The organism is Microbulbifer zhoushanensis, from assembly GCF_021729055.1.
GTDB lineage: Bacteria > Pseudomonadota > Gammaproteobacteria > Pseudomonadales > Cellvibrionaceae > Microbulbifer > Microbulbifer zhoushanensis.
Genome location: NZ_JAJSAO010000003.1, coordinates 346,796 through 365,313, shown reverse-complemented (window position 1 = coordinate 365,313; position 18,518 = coordinate 346,796). Strand labels below are relative to the sequence as shown.

General features: G+C 61.6%; 11 protein-coding genes. 5 read left to right on the top strand and 6 right to left on the bottom strand.

Annotated features, from left to right (window positions below; translation table 11 throughout):
• The first annotated feature begins 12 nt into the window (after positions 1–12).
• From glk to LVD10_RS07780, 4 genes are all read left to right on the top strand, one after another.
• Positions 13–975, top strand: a complete 963-nt coding sequence (gene glk / locus LVD10_RS07795; RefSeq protein WP_237062856.1) for a glucokinase — start codon at positions 13–15, stop codon at positions 973–975.
• A 182-nt stretch (positions 976–1,157) separates the two neighbouring features.
• Positions 1,158–3,938 carry a TonB-dependent receptor gene (locus tag LVD10_RS07790; protein WP_233006454.1) on the top strand — a complete coding sequence of 927 codons (2,781 nt, stop codon included), beginning with the start codon at positions 1,158–1,160 and terminating at the stop codon, positions 3,936–3,938.
• A 106-nt stretch (positions 3,939–4,044) separates the two neighbouring features.
• Positions 4,045–5,544, top strand: a complete 1,500-nt coding sequence (locus LVD10_RS07785; RefSeq protein ID WP_237062844.1) for a tryptophan halogenase family protein — start codon at positions 4,045–4,047, stop codon at positions 5,542–5,544.
• 53 nt (positions 5,545–5,597) lie between these two features.
• Positions 5,598–6,983 (top strand): alpha-amylase family glycosyl hydrolase, encoded by a 1,386-nt coding sequence (locus tag LVD10_RS07780; protein ID WP_237062842.1) that lies wholly within the window; start codon positions 5,598–5,600, stop codon positions 6,981–6,983.
• Between the two features lie 56 nt (positions 6,984–7,039).
• Here LVD10_RS07780 and LVD10_RS07775 read toward each other — a convergent pair whose 3' ends face one another.
• Both LVD10_RS07775 and LVD10_RS07770 read right to left on the bottom strand, forming a co-directional pair.
• A complete protein-coding gene (locus tag LVD10_RS07775) occupies positions 7,040–7,870 on the bottom strand; it encodes a DUF3014 domain-containing protein (RefSeq protein ID WP_237062831.1) in 831 nt (276 codons plus the stop codon).
• A gap of 223 nt (positions 7,871–8,093) precedes the next feature.
• Positions 8,094–8,966, bottom strand: a complete 873-nt coding sequence (locus tag LVD10_RS07770; RefSeq protein ID WP_233006450.1) for an alpha/beta hydrolase — start codon at positions 8,964–8,966, stop codon at positions 8,094–8,096.
• A 191-nt stretch (positions 8,967–9,157) separates the two neighbouring features.
• Here LVD10_RS07770 and LVD10_RS07765 point away from each other — a divergent pair, with 191 nt between their 5' ends.
• Entirely contained in the window at positions 9,158–10,828 is a 1,671-nt protein-coding gene (locus tag LVD10_RS07765) for an alpha-amylase family glycosyl hydrolase (RefSeq protein WP_233006449.1), read from the top strand.
• 76 nt (positions 10,829–10,904) lie between these two features.
• Here the strand turns inward: LVD10_RS07765 and LVD10_RS07760 are convergent, their stop codons facing one another.
• The 4 genes from LVD10_RS07760 to LVD10_RS07745 form a co-directional block, all read right to left on the bottom strand.
• Positions 10,905–11,789, bottom strand: coding sequence for a universal stress protein (locus LVD10_RS07760; RefSeq protein ID WP_233006448.1), 885 nt, complete (start codon positions 11,787–11,789; stop codon positions 10,905–10,907).
• Between the two features lie 263 nt (positions 11,790–12,052).
• Positions 12,053–13,933, bottom strand: a complete 1,881-nt coding sequence (locus LVD10_RS07755; protein ID WP_237062829.1) for an alpha-amylase family protein — start codon at positions 13,931–13,933, stop codon at positions 12,053–12,055.
• A 108-nt stretch (positions 13,934–14,041) separates the two neighbouring features.
• Complete coding sequence (locus tag LVD10_RS07750) at positions 14,042–16,477, bottom strand: glycoside hydrolase family 31 protein (protein WP_233006446.1); 2,436 nt, start codon at positions 16,475–16,477, stop codon at positions 14,042–14,044.
• Positions 16,478–16,527: 50 nt separating this feature from the next.
• Positions 16,528–18,381 (bottom strand): glycoside hydrolase family 13 protein, encoded by a 1,854-nt coding sequence (locus LVD10_RS07745; RefSeq protein ID WP_237062827.1) that lies wholly within the window; start codon positions 18,379–18,381, stop codon positions 16,528–16,530.
• Between the last annotated feature and the right edge of the window lie 137 nt (positions 18,382–18,518).

Genomic DNA, 18,518 nt, shown 5'->3' with positions numbered 1-18,518 from the left:
ACAGGAAGACCAATGACAAGTATCGTCGCGGATATCGGTGGCACTAACGCCCGATTTGCCATTGCCAATCCAACCGACACCGGTTACTCGCTGGATGCGCTCAAAGTGGTGAACTGCCGCGAATTCGGCGGTTTTGACGCCGCACTGGAGCACTGGCTTGAGGGGCTGGAACAGCCGGTACCTGAGCGGGCGTGTATCGCCTGTGCCGGACCGGTGGAAAAAAATGACACCGGTGGGCGGGTCTACATGACCAACCTGGGGTGGCATATCGATGCCTCGGGGCTGCGGGCCCGACACGGGCTGGCCGAGGCGCAGCTGATGAATGACTTTGCCGCACTGGCACTGTCCCTGCCCCTGCTGGGAGAGCATGAATATAAGGTATTGCGCGCCGCGCCCCGGATCGAGGACGCCACCATGGCGGTACTGGGGCCAGGTACCGGGCTGGGGGTCGCCGGCCTGATCCGCGAGGACGGGCGCCATTACGTGGTGGCGGGCGAGGGCGGGCATGCCAACCTGCCAGTGGCGAGCCAGCGGGAAATGGAGCTGCTGCAGATCCTGGTGCGGGAACAGCAGCCGGTGTTCAACGAGTGGATCCTGTCCGGCAGCGGGCTGGTTAACCTCTACCGCGCGGTCTGTGCGCTCAACGGCCGTGAGGCCGAAGAACTCACGCCGCCGGATGTCAGCGGTCGCGGGCTGGAGGGGACTGACCCCATGTGTCGCGAAACACTGATCGATTTTCTCAACTTCCTGGGCAGCACTGCCGGGGATGTAGCCGCCTATTTCGCTGCCCGCGGTGGCGTCTTCCTGGGCGGGGGGATCCTGCCGCGGATCGAGAGCCTGCTCCCCGAGAGCGAGTTCGAACAGCGCTTCCTGGCCAAGGGGCGCCTGCGGGAATGGATGCAGACGGTGCCGGTATACACACTGAATGCCGGTTTCCAGGCCCTGTTGGGGGCGGCGGCCCAGCTGGACCGCTGAGCAACGGGCCATTTGAAGCACTTTTAACCAGAAAACCAGACAAGTGATGGTGCGATCTGACGCCCCAAGAAGGGGCGCCGTGATCTCTCCCCCCTCCTCCCCCCTCGGGGGAGGAGGTCAAGGACGATGGGTAAACCTAGGATTAGGGTACTCACCATAACGATAAGTCCAGGGAGATGATGATGAGTTCTAACAACAAGCGGTTCCGGCCAGCCCTGCTGTCCGCAGCCATCGCAGCCTCTGTGGCCACTTCCATTGGCGCCTACGCACAGGAAGAGGGCGCGAGTTCGCTGGAAGAGGTAACCGTTACCGGTTTCCGCAAGAGTGTGATGGATTCCATCGACACCAAGCGCGATGCCAAGGCCGTTGTTGAGGCCATTTCTGCAGAAGATATCGGCAAACTGCCGGACTCCTCCATTGCCGAATCCATTGCCCGCCTGCCAGGCCTGGCCGCGCAGCGCCTCGATGGCCGCGCCAGCCGGGTGTCTATCCGTGGTTTCGGTGAAAACGAGAGTGCCACCACCTTCAATGGTCGTGAGCAGGTTTCCATCAGCGATAACCGCGGTGTGGAATTCGACCTGTACCCCTCCGAGATCATGAGCGGCGTGACCGTCTACAAGACGCCCACCGCCAGCCTCGAGGCCGAGGGTATCGCCGGTGTCATCGACATGCAGACCGTCAAGCCGCTGGAGCGTGGCGAGCGTGTCGTCAAGGTGAACACCCAGTACGAGATGACCAGCTTCGACAAGCTGAACCCCGATGGTGAGGACGACGGCCATCGCGCGACTTTCTCTTACATCGACCAGTTCGCCGATGACAAGATTGGTGTGGCTTTCGCCTACAACACCATGAGCTCCCCGAACCAGGAAGAGCGCTGGAATTCCTGGGGCTACCCGGAATTCACCGCGGATGATGGCAATACCTACTCCATCCTGGGCGGTGCCAAGCCGTTTGTACGTTCCTCTGTCCTGGATCGCGACAGCACCATGCTGGTGGTCGAGGCGCAGCCGAACGAAAAACTGAACATGACCTTCGATGCCCTGTATGTGGACTTCACTGACGAGAAGATCCTGCGCGGTATCGAGATTCCCTTTGCCTGGGGCCAGGGTTCCATCAGCCCGGAAAGCGCCACCGTGGACCCGTCCAGCGGTTTTATCACCGGTGCCACTACCGAGGGCCAGCGCGTTGTTGTGCGTAACGACCTGGAAACCCGCGCTGCGGACCTGAAGTCTTTCGGCTTCAACACCAAGTACGACCTCACCGATACCCTGCAGATCGAATTCGACGCTGCCCACTCCGCAGTCAAGCGTGATATCTGGAGCTTCGAGAGCTATTCCGGTACCGGACGTGGCGACAGCGAGGGTGTCGCGGACAACCTGTCCTACACCTTTGACGGTGGTAATACCGGCGCCAAGTTTGATCACGACCTGGATTACAGCGACTGGAACCTGATCCAGCTGGGCGGCCCGCTGACCTGGGGTTACAGTGCAGCGCTGAACAGTGAATACGGCCTGGTAGATGGCGACCCCTACGTCAACGCGGCGCAGGACGGCTTCCTGAATACCCCGGAAATCGACGACGAGCTGACCTCCCTCAAGCTGGCTGCCAGCCAGATGGTGGAAGTGGGTATCGTTAACGAAATCTCCTACGGCGTTTCCTACCGTGACCGCGAGAAGTCCAAGAAGTCGGAGGGTTTCTACATGACCCTGTCCAACTTCCCGGGCACCCTGGAAGTTCCGGAAGAGTACCGCCTGGGGACCGCTTCCCTGGATTTCATCGGCATGGGCGACATGATTGCCTATGACGCTGCTGGCCTGCTCAATGATGGTTATTACAACCTGCTGGCCGAATCCCTGACGGACATCAAGCACCTGACCGGCTCCTGGACTGTGGGTGAGGAAATTACCTCTGCCTTCGCCCAGGCCAACTTCGAGACCCAGGTCGCGGGCCTGCCGCTGACCGGTAACGCCGGCCTGCGTTATGTCTACACCGAGCAGAACTCCCAGGGTTTCGCGGCTGAAGCGATTGACGGCCTGGTAGTGGCTACCCCGACCGACATCAGCCACGATTACAGCCACTTCCTGCCGAGCCTGAACCTGGCCCTGGAACTGGACGAGCGCCAGACCCTGCGCTTCGGTGCAGCCCAGACCATCTCCCGTGCCCGCCTGGATGAGATGAACGCTTCTGTCTCGGTTAACTACAACCAGCAGCCGGACGACAACGGCAACTTCTGGAGCATCAGCGGTGGTAACCCGCAGCTGGAGCCGAAAGAAGCGCTGGGCGTGGACCTCTCCTACGAGAACTACTTCAGCGAAGAAGGTTACTTCTCTGTGGCGCTGTTCTGGAAAGACCTGGACCAGTGGACTTTCGACGGCAACTACCAGGTTGAGCTGGCTGGCGTCGCGGATCCGGCTACTGGTGAAGTGCCCGAGTTCTCCACTGCCACCGGCACCGGTAAAGTGAATGGCGGCGGCGGCACCCTGAGTGGCTACGAGCTGGCGGTTACCCTGCCGTTCAACATTTTCTCCGAGAGCCTGGACGGTTTCGGCCTGCTGGCCAGCCATACCGGCCTGGAGTCTGACATCCAGGACCCGAGCGGCAACGACTACCAGCTGCCGGGCCTGTCCGACAGCATCCAGACGCTCACTGCCTACTACGAGAACTACGGTTTCTCCGCCAGGGCCAGCATGCGCAAGCGTGATGACTTCAAGGGCGAGGTATACGGCCTGGGCTTCAGCACCCAGCAGGTTGACGTTGTCGGCGAGACCATTGTCGATGTCCAGCTGGGCTACGACTTTGCCGATGCCGGCATCAGCGGCCTGGAAGGGCTGTCTGTGTACCTGCAGGGTCAGAACCTGACCGATGAACCGTTCACCACCCTGAGTGGTGACAACTCTCTGCAGGTTCGTGACTACCAGAGCTATGGCAGCATCTACCTGCTGGGCTTCAGCTACGAGCTGTAATCCCCGCGGTTAGAGGTTGAGCCAACCAAAGCCCTTGTAATAGTTTTATTACAAGGGCTTTTTTGTTTCTGAAAATCACTACCCATCCCGATTTCAGGTGTACACAGTGAACGACAAAATAATAAGAGAGGTGGTCATACTGGGTGGCGGTACCGCCGGCTGGATGACCGCGGCGCTGCTGGTCAAGATGCTCGGCAAGTCCATCAATATCACCCTGGTGGAGTCCGAAAGGATCGGTACAGTCGGCGTCGGTGAGGCGACCATTCCGCCAATCCTCAATTACAACCAGGCCCTGGGGCTGGATGAGCAGGACTTCCTGCGGGAGACAAAGGGCACGATCAAACTGGGCATCCAGTTTGAGGACTGGTTTCGCCGCGGCGAGAGCTACATGCATGCCTTCGGCTCCATCGGCAAGAACTTCCCCTTCTGCGACTTCCACCATTTCTGGAAGAGAAGCCGCGAGCGGGGTGATGACTCCAGTCTCTGGGATTACTCCCTCAACTACCAGGCTGCAAAGCAAAACAAGTTTGGCCACCTGGCGCAGATCCCGGGAACCAGCCTCCCCGGGATTTCCTATGCCTATCATTTCGATGCGGGCCTGTATGCACAGTACCTGCGCCGTTACGCCGAGAGTAAAGGTGTAAAGCGAATTGAAGGCACGGTGAGTGAGGTCGACGTGAAGCCCGACAATGGGTTCATTGACAGCCTGGTCCTGGAAGGCGGCCAGCGAGTCGGGGGAGATCTCTACGTGGACTGCTCTGGCATGGCGGCGTTACTGATTGAGAAAAAGCTGGGTACCGGGTACGAAGACTGGTCCCACTGGCTGCCGTGCGATCGGGCGCTGGCCGTGCCGAGTGCTGCAGTGAAGCCCATTATTCCCTACACACGCTCCATTGCCCACGAGGCGGGCTGGCAGTGGCGTATACCGCTGCAGCACCGCACGGGCAATGGGATGGTGTATTCCAGCCGTCACTGGAGTGACGACCAGGCCCGTGATGCCCTGCTGGCCAGCCTGGATGCAGAGCCGCTGGATGAGCCGCGTGAGATCCGCTTCCGGACCGGCCGCCGCCGTAAGCAGTGGAACAAGAATGTGGTCAGTATCGGCCTGTCGAGCGGTTTCCTGGAACCGCTGGAGTCCACCAGTATCCACCTGGTGCAGTCGGCGGCAATTCGCCTGGTCAAAAGTTTTCCCCACGCAGGTGTATGCCCGGCGGAGGTGGCCGAGTTCAACCGGCAGTCGCGGGTGGAGTTGGAGCGTATCCGTGACTTTATCATCCTCCATTACAAGGCCAACCAGCGACGGGACAGCCACTTCTGGCGGGAGTGCGAGCGCATGGATATTCCCGCGACACTCGGTGACAAGATTGAGCTATTCCGCAAGACCGGCAAGGTGTTTCGGGACTACGACGACCTGTTTACCGAGGTGGCCTGGCAACAGGTGATGATCGGCCAGGGCATCATTCCGGAGGACCACCACACCATCGCCGATTCGCTGTCGGAGGCCCAGCTGGCGGACCTGATGTCCAGCCTCAGGACGCTGATCGGGGGGACTGTGCAGAAGCTGCCCGACCACGAGGCCTTCCTGCCGGGTAAGCCGGGTAAATAGTGCCGCAGTGACACCACACTGACGTGTAAATATAAAAAAGATGGAGACTGACAATGATCCGCTACCTGCTTCCGGGCCTTGCCGTTTTGTTGCTGGCAGCCTGCCAGGACAATGCCGAACCCGGTCCGGATTCTTCTGCAATCACCTATGAGCCTCGGTCCTATGTCAAGGTCGAGCACCCGGCATGGTCCCGCAATGCATCTATCTACCAGCTGAATACCCGCCAGTTTACCGAAGAGGGCACGTTCAGCGCTGCGCAGGAACAGTTGCCGCGTATCAAGGCCCTGGGTACCGATATTATCTGGTTGATGCCGATTCACCCGATCGGTGAGGAGAACCGCAAGGGGAAGCTTGGAAGCCCTTATTCGGTGAAGGATTACTACGGCGTTAACCCTGAATTCGGGTCACTGGATGACCTCAGGCAATTTATCGATGCGGCCCATGCACTGGATATGTATGTCATCCTGGACTGGGTAGCCAACCATACCGCCTGGGACAACGGGATGCGTTACCAGCACCCGGAGTGGTATGAGCGGGATCACAATGGCGATTTTCGGCCGACGCCCTGGTGGGACTGGAGCGATATCATCGACCTCGACTACAGCAAGCCGGGCCTGCGCAAGTATATGACGGACGCCATGGCCTATTGGGTCGAGGAGGTCGGCGTTGACGGCTTCCGCGCTGACGTGGCCGGTTTTGTGCCGCTGGATTTCTGGAACACGGTGCGCAGGCGCTTGGACCGGGTCAAACCGGTGTTCATGCTGGCGGAGTGGGAGTCCCGCGACCTGCACGAGCATGCGTTTGATATGACCTATGCCTGGAGCTGGTGGGATACCATGCATGCCATTACCCATGGCAAGGCCGACCTGGGCCGCCTGTTCACGTACTACTCCTGGAATGAAAGCGCCTTTCCGGAAGATTCCTACCGCATGGTGTTTGTCTCCAACCACGACAAGAATTCCTGGGAGGCGACCCAGTACGAAGCCTTTGGTGAGGGCCTTGAGGCAACAATCGTGTTGTCCGTGGTGGGTGAGGGTATGCCGCTGGTCTACAACGGCCAGGAGGCCGGCAACCGCAAGCGCCTGGAGTTTTTTGAGAAGGACCCGATCGAGTGGAAGGCCGATCCCATCGGGGATCTTTACCAGCAGTTACTGCACCTGAAAAAAGAAAATACTGCACTCTGGAACGGTGCTGCCGGCGCAACCATGGTACGGGTGCCGAACTCCCAGCCCCAGCAGGTTTTCAGTTTTGTCCGGGAGAATGACCGGGACAAGGTATTTGCAGTGATGAACTTTTCCGGGGAGCCACGACAGGTGAGCTTTTCCGACACACTCTTTCCGGGTGCTTACACGGAACTGTTCTCACAGCAGGTGGTTGAGCTCGATAAAGGGTTTACCCTGGCCCTGCAGCCCTGGGAGTATCGCGTTTACGTGCGATGAAAAATGTGTGTATCTGCCCGGGGCCAGCCGGCGCTCCCCCGGGCAGTCACGGGAATTTACTGCGGAGGCTGGAACTGCTCCAGCTCGCTCTTGAGCGCCCGGAGTTTCTCCTGCACCCGCGCGGCATTGTCCGGCCCCATGCGGATCATCAGCTTGTGTACGCCGGGTAACCTTTCCATCTTGGGGTCGGCAAACTTGAAGTACACCGATGGGCGCACCAGCTGGATCGGCTGGTCGGCTTCAGGTGCATCGAGGGCCACATCGATGGCTTTCAATACCTGGCTGTGGAAGGTCTTGTCCGGCATCCCCAGCTCGCCGAATGCCTCGGCCAGGCGCGGGTACCAGAACCTGTACAGCGCCATCGCGGCATCGTTGTCCATGTTGGCCAGCAGGCGCACCGGGGTATCGTAGCGCCGGTAATTATCCTCGGAGAGTGTCATTCCGGTGGCGCCTTGCTCCTCAACCGCCAGCGAGCCCCTGGGCGATTTGTATGGGCGGTTCTTGGCCATCATCTGGCCGGAGGAGGCCGCGTTTACAGCGGCAACCCACTTGCGGATGACCTCGTCGGATACCAGCCAGCGTCCCAGGGCGCCATCCGGGGCCAGGCTCAGCAGGTCCTTGCGCACCTCCTCATCACTCTCGTTGAGCGGTGGCAGCTCCCGCTCTGGCTCGGGGGCGGGCTCGGGTTCGGAGGTGTCGGCGACCTCGGGTTCAGGTTCAGGCTCAAGTTCCAGGCCCGGCTCAGGCTCCGGTTCCGGCTCGCTCACGGTGGGGGGCGGCGCCTCGGGTTCAGGGGCGGATGTAAGGTAGAAATAGGCGCCAAGCGCCACCAGGACTACTACCGCAAGCCCGATGATCCAGCCGCGGCTCGAATTCTCTTCTGACATACTCTGGGTCCCCTGTCCTTGAATGGAATGTCTGTCCGGCGTTTTGCGAACACCCGATCTGTAATGTGCCTATAAGGGAGCATAAAACTTCAGACAGCGGGTGCAAGGCGCAGTTTCGTTCCAGGTGGGTGCCCGGGCGGAGTTCCGGCCAGCTCACTGTCTCTACTGCCTCTATATGGCTCTGGAAAAGGTATCCTCGACGCCGGGTCGTCACAATGGCGCTTCAGGATTCCCGCGCTGCGAACAGCCAGCGCACGGCGCGAGCGAACTCCTCCCGCCAGAATGCCTCATTATGCCCGGCGCCCTCTACCAGGCGGGCGCGCCAGCTTCCGGCCGGTCGCTGCTGCCCGAGCAGCCTTTCCATATCGCGGTAGCCCTGCACCATCTCATCACCCTCGGCGCCGCCAACCAGCAGGTACAGGCGTGTGTCATCCCCCCTGGCTGTGTCCCTGGCAAGGGCGTGGAATTGCGGCGCGATCCAGTAGGCGGGGGAGAAAACACCGGCACGGGAGAAGGTTTCGGGGTGCTGCAGCAGGGCATAGTGGGACATCAGGCCGCCCAGTGAGCTGCCCATGATGGCAGTGTGTAGCCGGTCGGGCAGGGTGCGGAAACGGGCATCCACCAGGGGTTTTAGCTGGTTCACTATGAACTCCAGGTAAGCCTGTCCCTCGGCGGGGCCGTATTCAGGGTGGTCGAAGGGGACCAGTTCGTGGATGCGGCGCTCATTACCATGGTCAATGCCCACCACGATCAGTTCCAGCCCGGTTTCTGCAGCGAGGCGATTGAGGGTTTCGTCCACGCCCCATTCCCGTGCATAGGCGGTGGCGTTGTCGAACAGGTTCTGGCCGTCGTGCATATACAGAACCGGGTAGCGCCTGTCCCCATCGCTATACCCCGGTGGCAGGTAAAGACGGATGGTGCGCTGGCGACCGAGGCTGTCCATGGTCACTGGCGACAGTATCTGGACATTGCCTGCGACGGTGTGCGCTGGCATGTCACTTTCACCGGTTGCCGCAGCGGGAAGTGCTGCGAGGGTCGCGGCCGCAACGCCGGCCAGCAGCGTGGCAAGCCGGGAAAAAGCTCGGATGGGGGGCATGGTGCCTCCAGCGACGGGAATCATGTCGATTCTGCCACAGATTCCGGCCCGCCACCCACAGTGCAGCCCCCGGCCCCGGCTACGCCCCCGATGCGGGGGAGGTAAGCTCACGGCCGGGCGCTAGAGTAACGGGATAAATTACGACAACTGAGTTCGGACAAGCAGCATTGCTGACAGTGAGCGGAGAGATGATGAAGAAAAGAATTGCAGGTGTGCTGGCAGGCCTGGGCCTGCTGGCGGGCTGTGGCCCGGCGGTCGATACGGCGGTGGCCAAAGATGGCGTGGACCCTTTCTGGCGCAATGCAACCGTGTACTTCATGCTGCCCGACCGCTTTGCCAACGGCAATCCTGGCAACGACCTGGCCTACGGCCGCAGGGATGACGCTGCCCCCTTGCGCGGCTTCATGGGGGGCGACCTGCAGGGGGTAATCGACAAGCTCGAGGCCGGTTATTTCAATGACCTCGGGGTCAACGCCATCTGGATGTCCCCCCTGTACGAGCAGATACAGGGCGCTACCGATGAGGGTACCGGCCGCACTTATGCATATCACGGCTACTGGCCCAGGGACTGGACCGCTGTTGACCGCAATTTCGGTACCGAAGCCGAGCTGGCGCAACTGATTGAGACGGCACGAAGCAAGGGTATTCGTGTGTTGCTGGACGTGGTTATCAATCACACCGGGCCCGTCACCGAGCAGGACCCGCTGGCTCCGCAATCCTGGGTCCGGCCGGCCCCGACCTGTGACTGGCAGGGCTTTTCCGGCACAGTGAGCTGCACACTGGTCGAGAACCTGCCGGATATCCTCACCGAGAGTGAAGAACCGGTGGAGCTGCCGCCGCAGCTGCTGGACAAGTGGCAGCGTGAAGGCCGGCTGGAGCAGGAGCTGGCGGAACTCGATGCCTTCTTCGACCGCACCGGATATCCCCGTGCGCCCAAGTACTACCTGGTGAAGTGGGCCACCGACTGGGTGCGCGACTACGGTGTGGACGGGTTCCGCGTGGACACCACCAAGCATGTGGAGCCGGAGGTCTGGGCTCTACTGAAAAAGGAAGCGCGCCAGGCACTGGCTGAGTGGCGGGCAGAAAACCCGCACAAGGCTCCCGGGGATCGTGACTTTTTCATGGTGGGGGAAGTTTACGGTTTCGGCGCCAACGATTTTGGTGTGACCCGTGGGCGCAATTACGATTTCGGCGACCGGCAGGTGGATTTTTACAATTATGGCTTCGACAGCCTGATCAATTTCGACTTCTCCCAGCGCGCCGGTGAAGACTGGGAGACCCTGTTCTCTACCTACGGGGAAAACCTGCACGGCGGTCCGCTCGACGGTGTTGGCGTGCTCAACTACCTGACTTCCCACGACGACATGAATTCCTTCGACCGCAAGCGCCAGCGCGCGCGGGAAGCCGCAACCAAACTGATGCTCGCACCGGGCGCGGTACAGATCTATTACGGTGATGAGCTGGCACGGCCGCTGCACGCTCCTGAAGCCAAGGGGGATGCCCAGTTGCGTAGCGCCATGAACTGGGAAGACCTGGAGCGACAGGATACCCGCGAACTGCTCGAACACTGGCAGAAACTTGGCCAGTTCCGCCGCGCTCACCTGGCCGTTGGTGCGGGCGAGCACCACAAGCTGGCGGACCAACCCTACACCTTCGCCCGCACCCTGGACGGGAAGCCGTCAGTGGTCGTTGCGCTGGACCTGGGCGCCGGTGAGAAACAGGTACCGGTGGGCGACGTCTTTGCCGAAGGCTCGGTATTGAAGGACTTCTATTCGGGCCAGGAGGCCAGGGTGAAGGATGGCGCCGTCACCATCGACAGCGCTTTCGATATGTTGCTGCTGGGACCCGCCAACAAGGGCTGAGTGGCCTGTTGGCATTTACGCGGGCCGGTGGCCCGCGTAAAGCCGCCACCATCCAGGCGGTGGCGGCCAGCCCGGTTCAGCTGCTTGCTTCCGCGGGTTCAGCTGCCGGCGTGGTCACTTCTTCGCTGTCCGTGGAAGTGAACTCGTTACACACCATCACATCCACATCCAGTCCACCGATTACCCGCTCGGCGGTATTGCCGCGCAGCAGGGTGCCGGTGGCCCCGTACTGGTTGAGGGTGCCCATCACCACTACATCCGCATCGATTTCCCCGGCGACGCTGGCCACCACATCGCTGGTATAGCCGCGCCGCACGTGAATACGGCTGGCGGGCACGCCGGTCTTGGACGCCAGCTTCGCCAGTGCGCCACGGTCCGGGTAGAGCATGGAATCCAGGTAGGCATTGACCAGGTGCAGTTCCGCATCATAGCAGCCGGCAATATAGCGGGCGCGCTCGGTGATCTGGCGATTCAGCTGGCGCTGTTTGGCGGTCTTGGCCTGGTAATTGACCGTGGCCAGGACCACCTTGCGCTGGTCTTTGGCACCGGGACGGATCAGTACTACCGGGCAGCGGGCGCCCTTGAGCACCTGCCACTTGGACTCGGCGAAGGTAAAGCGGCGGCTGGTCTTGGCGTGCGCGGGCAGGTAGACCATCTCGGCATTGCAGCGCTTGGACTCCTGGATGATGGCGCCCTGCCAGTCGCTGGACCAGCACACCTGTATTTCGCACTCCAGTCCGGCAGCAGCCACCGGTTCGCGAATTGCCTCGCGGAACCAGTGCTCGTCGCGGAACAGGTGATCGTTGACCGCCCGGGTATCGACGGCCTCGCCGTCCACGGCGACAAAAACCGCCAGCCGGGGCTGCGGAGAACGCAGGCGGGCGGTAGCCAGTGCGCGTTCCAGCGCCACGTGTTGATCGTCATTGGGGTCGACGACGACGAATATGGTTTTCTGTTGCATTTTCTCTCCTTGATATCGCTGGTTTCTGCCGTGCCAAACCTCTGACCGGTAAGTCAAACTTTACCATGGGACAGGGTCCGGTTTGCAGGGGCGATTATCAGTGGTCTTCATGAAAACTGGTGTGTCGAATACTGCCGGCGATCGCCGTGGGCGTGTTTGAGCTAAATCAAGTGGCAGGTCGAGGAGGGGCGCGAGAGAAGCGGGATGACGAGAAAAGGGGAGAGCGGGCGGCATGGTAACGACGCCCGCTGATGGTCTGAGACCTATTGGCCGATACGGAAAATATGCGCGGCCATCGGCGGTAACCGGAGGTTTACCCGGCCGGCGCCATCCTGCACCTGCAGTTCTGCAGTGCTCGACGGGTCAAGCTGGCCGGCCAGCCCGTAAGTGCCGTCGGCGAGCTGCCACTGTTCAATCAGCGCTGCCGGCACCTGCAGGGCAATGTCGGTGGCCTCGCGGTTGAAACTGGTTACTACCAGCAGCTGCTCGTCGCCGGCCCAGCGGGCAAAGGCGTAGTGCTTGTCGCCATAGCCGTTATCGGTGTCGCGATTGGCAGCATGCAGGTCCATGAATTCACCCTGCAGCGCTTTGCTGTCGGTAGAGAAGTTCAGCAGGCGACGGTAGAAGTCCTGCAGGTCCTTTTCGTACTGCGCCAGGCGGCCGCCATCGAAGCTGCCTCCATCCACCCAGCGGCGCACACTCGGCACTGACCAGTAGTCGAAGATGGTGGTGCGGCTGGCCTTGCCAAAGCCGGCATCCTCACTGGCGGGCTCACCGAACTCCTGGCCGAAGTAGTGCAGGGTGGGCGCCGCGGAGACCGTGGCGGAGACCACCATGGCCGGTTTGCCCATGCGCGCATCGCCGGCAAACTCCGGGCTGGCAATGCGCTGTTCGTCATGGTTTTCCATAAAGCGCAGCATGTGGGGCGCAATGTCCCGCAGTTCGGCCTGGACTGCCGCAACCGTGTCGGTGCCGCCCTTACCCTCCATCACCGCGCGGATGGCATCGTAGGTGCCGACCTTGTCATAGAGGTAATCCATCTTGCCCAGGTAAATGTAGTCGCGGTAGCGCTCCGGGGTATAGATCTCGGCCAGCAGCAGGGTATCCGGGGCTTTCATTTTGATGGACGAGTTCAGGTAGCTCCAGAATTCCACCGGCACCATGCCGGCCATATCGTAGCGGAAGCCGTCGACACCGAAATCGAGCCAGTAGTGGGTGATATCCCGGAATTTTTCCCAGGAGTCCGGCACGTCCTTGTCCGCCCAGAATTCCGCATGGGCCCGATAATTTTTTTCCGCATAGTCCGCCGGTAATTCGGGGAAGTCCTTGCTGTCGTCAGGGCGCACACCGAAGTTGATCTTGACGGTTTCGTACCAGTCATTGATGTCCGGCTGTGCCGCGCGGGCACCGTTGCCGGTCCACTTGGCCGGGCTCTCTGCGAATTTGCCGTCCGCCAGGGGGTGCGGTTCGCCGTCCAGCGGCTGGTAGTCATCGGCTTGCGGGACTTTGAAGTCCTCGCCCACCACATAGTAAAAGTTGTTGTCGCGGGTGTAGGTCACCGAGGTGTCGTCTTCGCGACCAAAGTCCTTCACCCCTTCCGGCTTGTCCAATGATTCATAGGCGCGCGCCACATGGTTGGGCACGATATCGATAATCACCTTGAGGCCGGCGTCATGGCTGCGCTGGATCAGCTGGCGGAATTCCTCCAGTCGCCGGGCCGGATCCTGTGCCAGGTCCGGGTTCACGCTGTAGTAGTCCTTGATCGCATAGGGCGAGCCGGCACGGCCCTTGACCACGTCCGGGTCGTCGTTGCTGATGCCGTACTCGGTGTAGTCACCTACCAGGGCATGGTGCAGGGAGCCGGTATACCAGATATGGGTGGCGCCCAGCTCACTGATTTTGTCCAGGGCCTTGGGGGTGAAGTCATTGAACTTGCCGACACCGTTCTCCTCGATGGTGCCCCAGGGCTTGTTGGTTTCGGTGGTATTGCCGAACAGGCGCGGCAGGGTCTGGTAGATCACCGCTTTTTGTGGGTGGCTGTTTTCCGCTGTGGCATCCGTTGCTGGTGCATCCGGTTTTTCCCCGGCGCAGCCGGCGGTTGCGGTGAGGAGCGCGGTGGCGATCAGTTTATTGAATGTTTTCATCAAATCCCGTATTCCCGGTTTGGTGTCTGTTAAGTACGGCCTGTCGATGCCTGGGGGCGTGGCCGCGCGCCCGCGAGGCAAGCGCCTGCGGGCAGCGTTGCTAATTGTTCAGTGCTCGACGGTCAGTTGCAGGGGCTCCCGGCCCCAGTTGAACTTCACCCGCAGCTGGTTGGTGCGCCGGTCCAGCCAGGCCCCTTCGCCGGCCTGCTCCAGCGCGCGTTCACTGTCCAGCACGGGGATCGCCGTGCCGGCGGCCAGAACCTGTGACGGCTGCAAATCCCAGTTGTGGATGTTCAGCTCCACGCTGCGTTGCTGCGGCTCGCCCCGGTAACCACCGCCGTCCCGGCGGAACCCGAAGCGAATGCCGTCGGCACTGCGCTCGGCCTGGAAATGCAGCCTGGCATAGCGATCGCGCGCAAAGGCGTCGACGGTTTTGCCATCATCCTCGTAGATGTAGCCGCTGGACTCCAGGGATGTCGGGTGGGCGTAGTAGTCCAGTGTCAGGTTTTCACTGGAATAGTCCCGGGTGGTGTCCATGTCGTCCACGGTGGGGATAAAGGCACCGGCGCGCACCAATACCGGTATGGTCTCCAGCTCCACGTCGATGGTCGCCTTCTCGCCACTGTACTGGTCGTCAGTCCAGTAATCGAACCAGACACCACCGGGCGGCAGGCGCAGCTCCACCTCGTCGACACCGGCTTCGGTCACCGGGGCCACCAGGAAGTCATTGCCCCACAGGTAGGCATCCTTGTAATCCATCAGCGCCGGATCGCTTTCATCGGTGAAGAACAGAGGCCGCATCAGGGGTATGCCCGTCTGGCTGTTCTCGAATGCCAGGGTGTAGTTGTACGGCAGCAGGCGGTAACGCAGCTTGATATATTCGCGGGTGATGTTGCGGGTGGTGCGGTCGTGGAATACCGGTTCCGGGGCGATATTTTCCTGTGCATGGGGCCGGTAAACCGGCTGGAACACACCGTACTGCAGCCAGCGGATATACAGCTCGCGGTCAAATTCCTCACCGCCGGCAAAGCCGCCCAGGTCCGAGTGGGTATAACCGAAGCCCAGCAGGCCCATCGACAGCGCCAGTTCCACCTGCGGTTTCAGGCCGCCCCATTCGCGGGCAACGTCGCCGGTCCAGGGAATCATGCCGTAGCGCTGTGAGCCGGGGAAGCCGGCGCGCATCATGATAAAGGGGCGGCGTTCCGGGTATGCGGCAGTCTGCTTTTCAAACAGCGTCTGCGCCCAGCGATGGCCGTAGGCGTTGTGCACCTCGTCTGCCATGCCGATGGCATGGACGGTATCGGACGGGTGCACTTCCGGTTCGCCCAGGTCACCCCACCAGCCACTGACCCCCTGTTGCAGCAGTCCGTCGTAGATATTCCAGAACCAGTCGCGCCCGTTCTCGTCGAACACGTCGACCAGCCCGGTATTGCCGAAATAGAAATCAAAACGCTTGGGTTCACCGGCCAGGTTCTTCGCCAGCGCATCAGCGGCCACCGCCTCATCCCAGCGCCCGGAGCTGGTGAGCACGAACGGTTCGGTCACCAGGATGGTCTCGATACCGCGCTCGCTGAAGTCGGCCATCATTTTTTCCGGCTGCGGGAAAGCTTTCCGGTCCCAGGCCAGGTTGCCCATATGCCCCTGGATGTCGGGACCGAACCAGAACAGGTCCAGTACCACGGCATCCAGCGGGAAATCCTCCTCGGCGAATTTATCCACAGTCGCGCGGACTTCCGCCTCGGTGTGATAGCCGAAGCGGGAGGCAAAGTTGCCCAGGGCCCAGCGCGGCGGCAGCGGTTGGCGACCGGTGACATCGACATAGTTTTCGACCAGTTCCGGATAGCTGCCACCGCTGGCGACAATATAGGAGGTGCGGCCGCCGACGGCCTCGAACTGCAGTACATCCTCCTCACTGGCACCCAGGTCCAGGGTGCCGGTGGCGGAGTTATCGAACATCAGGATGTACTTGTTGCTGGACATCACTGCCGGCAGGCTGAAATACATCTGCTCGGACTCGGTGGTGTAGCCATAGTGGGCGCGGTTGTAGAGCGGCAGGCGCTTGCCGCGCCGGTCCATGCCCAGCACACGCTCACCGCCACCCAGCAGTTTCTCGCCGTCTTCCAGCGCGAAGCGGAAACCGCGTATGGTCTCGGTGGCAAAGAACCCGGTTTCCTCGCTCAGCAGCTTCTCGCCATCGCGGTGGTAGCTGATAGCGAAGGGTGACTTGTGGATTACCGCGTGCAGGTCCCCGAGGTCGTAGGTCAGCTGGTCTTCGCTTTCCTCGATACGGGCTTCCACCGCCGCGCGTTGCGCGTCGGCGAGGGCAAAGGAGGGTAATTGCTTAACGCCCTCGCGCCGATAATGCACGGCTATCGCATCGTCATTGATCGGCGTCAGGGTGACTTCACCATCGCTGGTTTCAATGGTGAGTGCGTCCCCGTCCAGGTGGTGGTCCAGGTACTGGCGTGATTCCAGTGCAGCGGCGCTGTGGCTGGCAATGGCGCCGGCGAGGGCGCACAGTTGCAGGGTCTGTCTAAACTTCATCATCATCTCTGTCTGGGCCCGGGGCCGATAGGCCGCCGTATTGCCGATCGTTATTGTATTTCCATCACCAGGACGTCGCGGGGCGGGATTTCCAGGCCGTCCAGCGGGTACTGGCGGCCGCTGACGACGTCCACTGCACGCCTGCGATCGCCGAGTACCTCTGCGAAGCGCGCCCGGTTGAAGGGTACCGCGTCCTCCCCCTTGTTCATTGCCACCATCACGACATCATCGGCGTCGTGGCGGAAGTAAACGTAGGTACCGTCGACCGGGGCGAAGTGCGTGACATCGCCGCGGTGGATCACCGGCTGGGTGCGGCGCCAGCGGAACAGCGCGCGGACATAGTCCTGCGCCTGCCGCTGTTGCGCGGTGAGCCCCGCACCGGTAAAGCCATTGGCTTTATCGCCGTCCCAGCCGCCCGGGAAATCGCTGCGCACGATACCGTCGGCGCGGTGGCGGGGGCTGGTCATCAGCAGTTCGTCGCCATAGAAGAACTGCGGGATACCCCGCATGGTGGCAAGGTAGGCCACCGCCATGCGGAACAGGGCCGGCTCGTCATGCAGCTGGCTGAACAGCCGGCTGGTGTCATGGTTGCCACCAAATATCACCAGGCGCTGCGGGTTGGGGTACTGGAAATCGTTGGCGAGTCCCTCATAGAGCTGGATCAGGCCGCTGCTCCAGCTCTCTTCCGCGGTCAGTGCTTCCCGCAATGAATAATGCAGGGGGAAGTCCATCATGCTCTTCAGGCGCCCGCCGGTTGCCGGCTCGCTCTCGCTGCGCTGCCAGTGGGCCACCAGCGCGGCGTTGCGGGTCCACTCCTCGCCGACGATATTGAAGTGCGGGTATTCACGGCGGATGCGCTCTGCCCATTGCTCCAGGAAGCCCGGGTCAGAGTAGGCGTAAGTATCGGCACGGATACCGCTCAGGCCCGCGTACTCGATCCACCACAGGGTATTCTGGATCAGGTAGTTGGCCAGCAGTGGGTGGCGCTGGTTCATGTCGGGCATGGAATCCACAAACCATCCCTCCAGGAACAGGCGCCGGTCGGCGTCGCTCGCGTGGGGGTCGACCGGGGTGAAGCGGCTGTGGTTGGTAATCGCAAACTCACCCCTGCGAGTGCCGGCACCGTTCAGCCAGTCGCTGTCGGGCAGGTCGTCCATCCACCAGTGGCCATCGCCAATATGGTTCAGTACCACGTCCTGGATAACGCCAATGCCTTTCTTGCCGGCGGACGCGACAAATGCACGGAACTCCGCATTGCTGCCGAAGCGCGGGTCGATGCGGTAGTGGTCGGTGGCTGAGTAGCCGTGGTAGGAATAGCCGGGCTGGTCATTTTCCAGCAGCGGGTTGGGCCAGATCGCGGTGAAGCCCAGACCCTCGATGTAGTCCAGCGCCGCCCGCATGCCGGCGATATCCCCGCCGTGGCGCCCCCCGGGCGCGTCGCGGTCGAGGCCCTCCTGTACGCCCTCCGCCGTATCGTTGCCGGGGTCGCCATTGGCAAAGCGGTCCGGCGTGACCAGGTAGATGGCGTCACTGCTGTCGAAGCCACGCTCGCCGCGGGGAGGGGCGGTGCGGGTGCGCAGTTCGTAGTCGAACGAACTGTGGGGGATGCCGTCCTCCTGCAGCCGGATCGCAACCGTGCCCGGCTCGACATCGCTGGCCAGGCGCAGGTTGATAAAAAGGTAGTTGGGATTGTCGGTGGATTCGGTGCCGAGGACTGTCACCCCGGGATGATCCACGGTTGCGGTGAGATCGCCGATATCCTTGCCGTGGAGCATCAGCTGGAGACCGGGTTCCTGCATACCGGCCCACCAGAAGGGAGGCTCTACGCGATCGGGCGCCGCGGCCATGGTGTACTGGCCCGCCGCCAGGGCCAGTACCTGCACCAGTGTGAGTAAGCGCTTCATCACCGTTTCCTCCGGTCGCAAATGGAACTAGACGCCCCATTGTGCGGCACCTGGTGGCGGCAAAGATCCCCCTCCCCGGCAGGGGGAGAGCGCTGGAGCGTGTGCATTCTTGCGAAGGTGACAGCATCCCGTCGACT

Excerpts from the sequence above, each read along its gene's own strand:
- LVD10_RS07750 (WP_233006446.1), bottom strand. The coding sequence starts at position 16,477 with ATGAAGTTTAGACAGACCCTGCAACTGTGCGCCCTCGCCGGCGCCATT.
- LVD10_RS07775 (WP_237062831.1), bottom strand. The coding sequence starts at position 7,870 with ATGTCAGAAGAGAATTCGAGCCGCGGCTGGATCATCGGGCTTGCGGTA.
- LVD10_RS07745 (WP_237062827.1), bottom strand. The coding sequence starts at position 18,381 with ATGAAGCGCTTACTCACACTGGTGCAGGTACTGGCCCTGGCGGCGGGC.
- LVD10_RS07770 (WP_233006450.1), bottom strand. The coding sequence starts at position 8,966 with ATGCCCCCCATCCGAGCTTTTTCCCGGCTTGCCACGCTGCTGGCCGGC.
- LVD10_RS07780 (WP_237062842.1), top strand. The coding sequence starts at position 5,598 with ATGATCCGCTACCTGCTTCCGGGCCTTGCCGTTTTGTTGCTGGCAGCC.
- LVD10_RS07760 (WP_233006448.1), bottom strand. The coding sequence starts at position 11,789 with ATGCAACAGAAAACCATATTCGTCGTCGTCGACCCCAATGACGATCAA.
- LVD10_RS07765 (WP_233006449.1), top strand. The coding sequence starts at position 9,158 with ATGAAGAAAAGAATTGCAGGTGTGCTGGCAGGCCTGGGCCTGCTGGCG.
- LVD10_RS07755 (WP_237062829.1), bottom strand. The coding sequence starts at position 13,933 with ATGAAAACATTCAATAAACTGATCGCCACCGCGCTCCTCACCGCAACC.
- LVD10_RS07790 (WP_233006454.1), top strand. The coding sequence starts at position 1,158 with ATGAGTTCTAACAACAAGCGGTTCCGGCCAGCCCTGCTGTCCGCAGCC.
- glk (WP_237062856.1), top strand. The coding sequence starts at position 13 with ATGACAAGTATCGTCGCGGATATCGGTGGCACTAACGCCCGATTTGCC.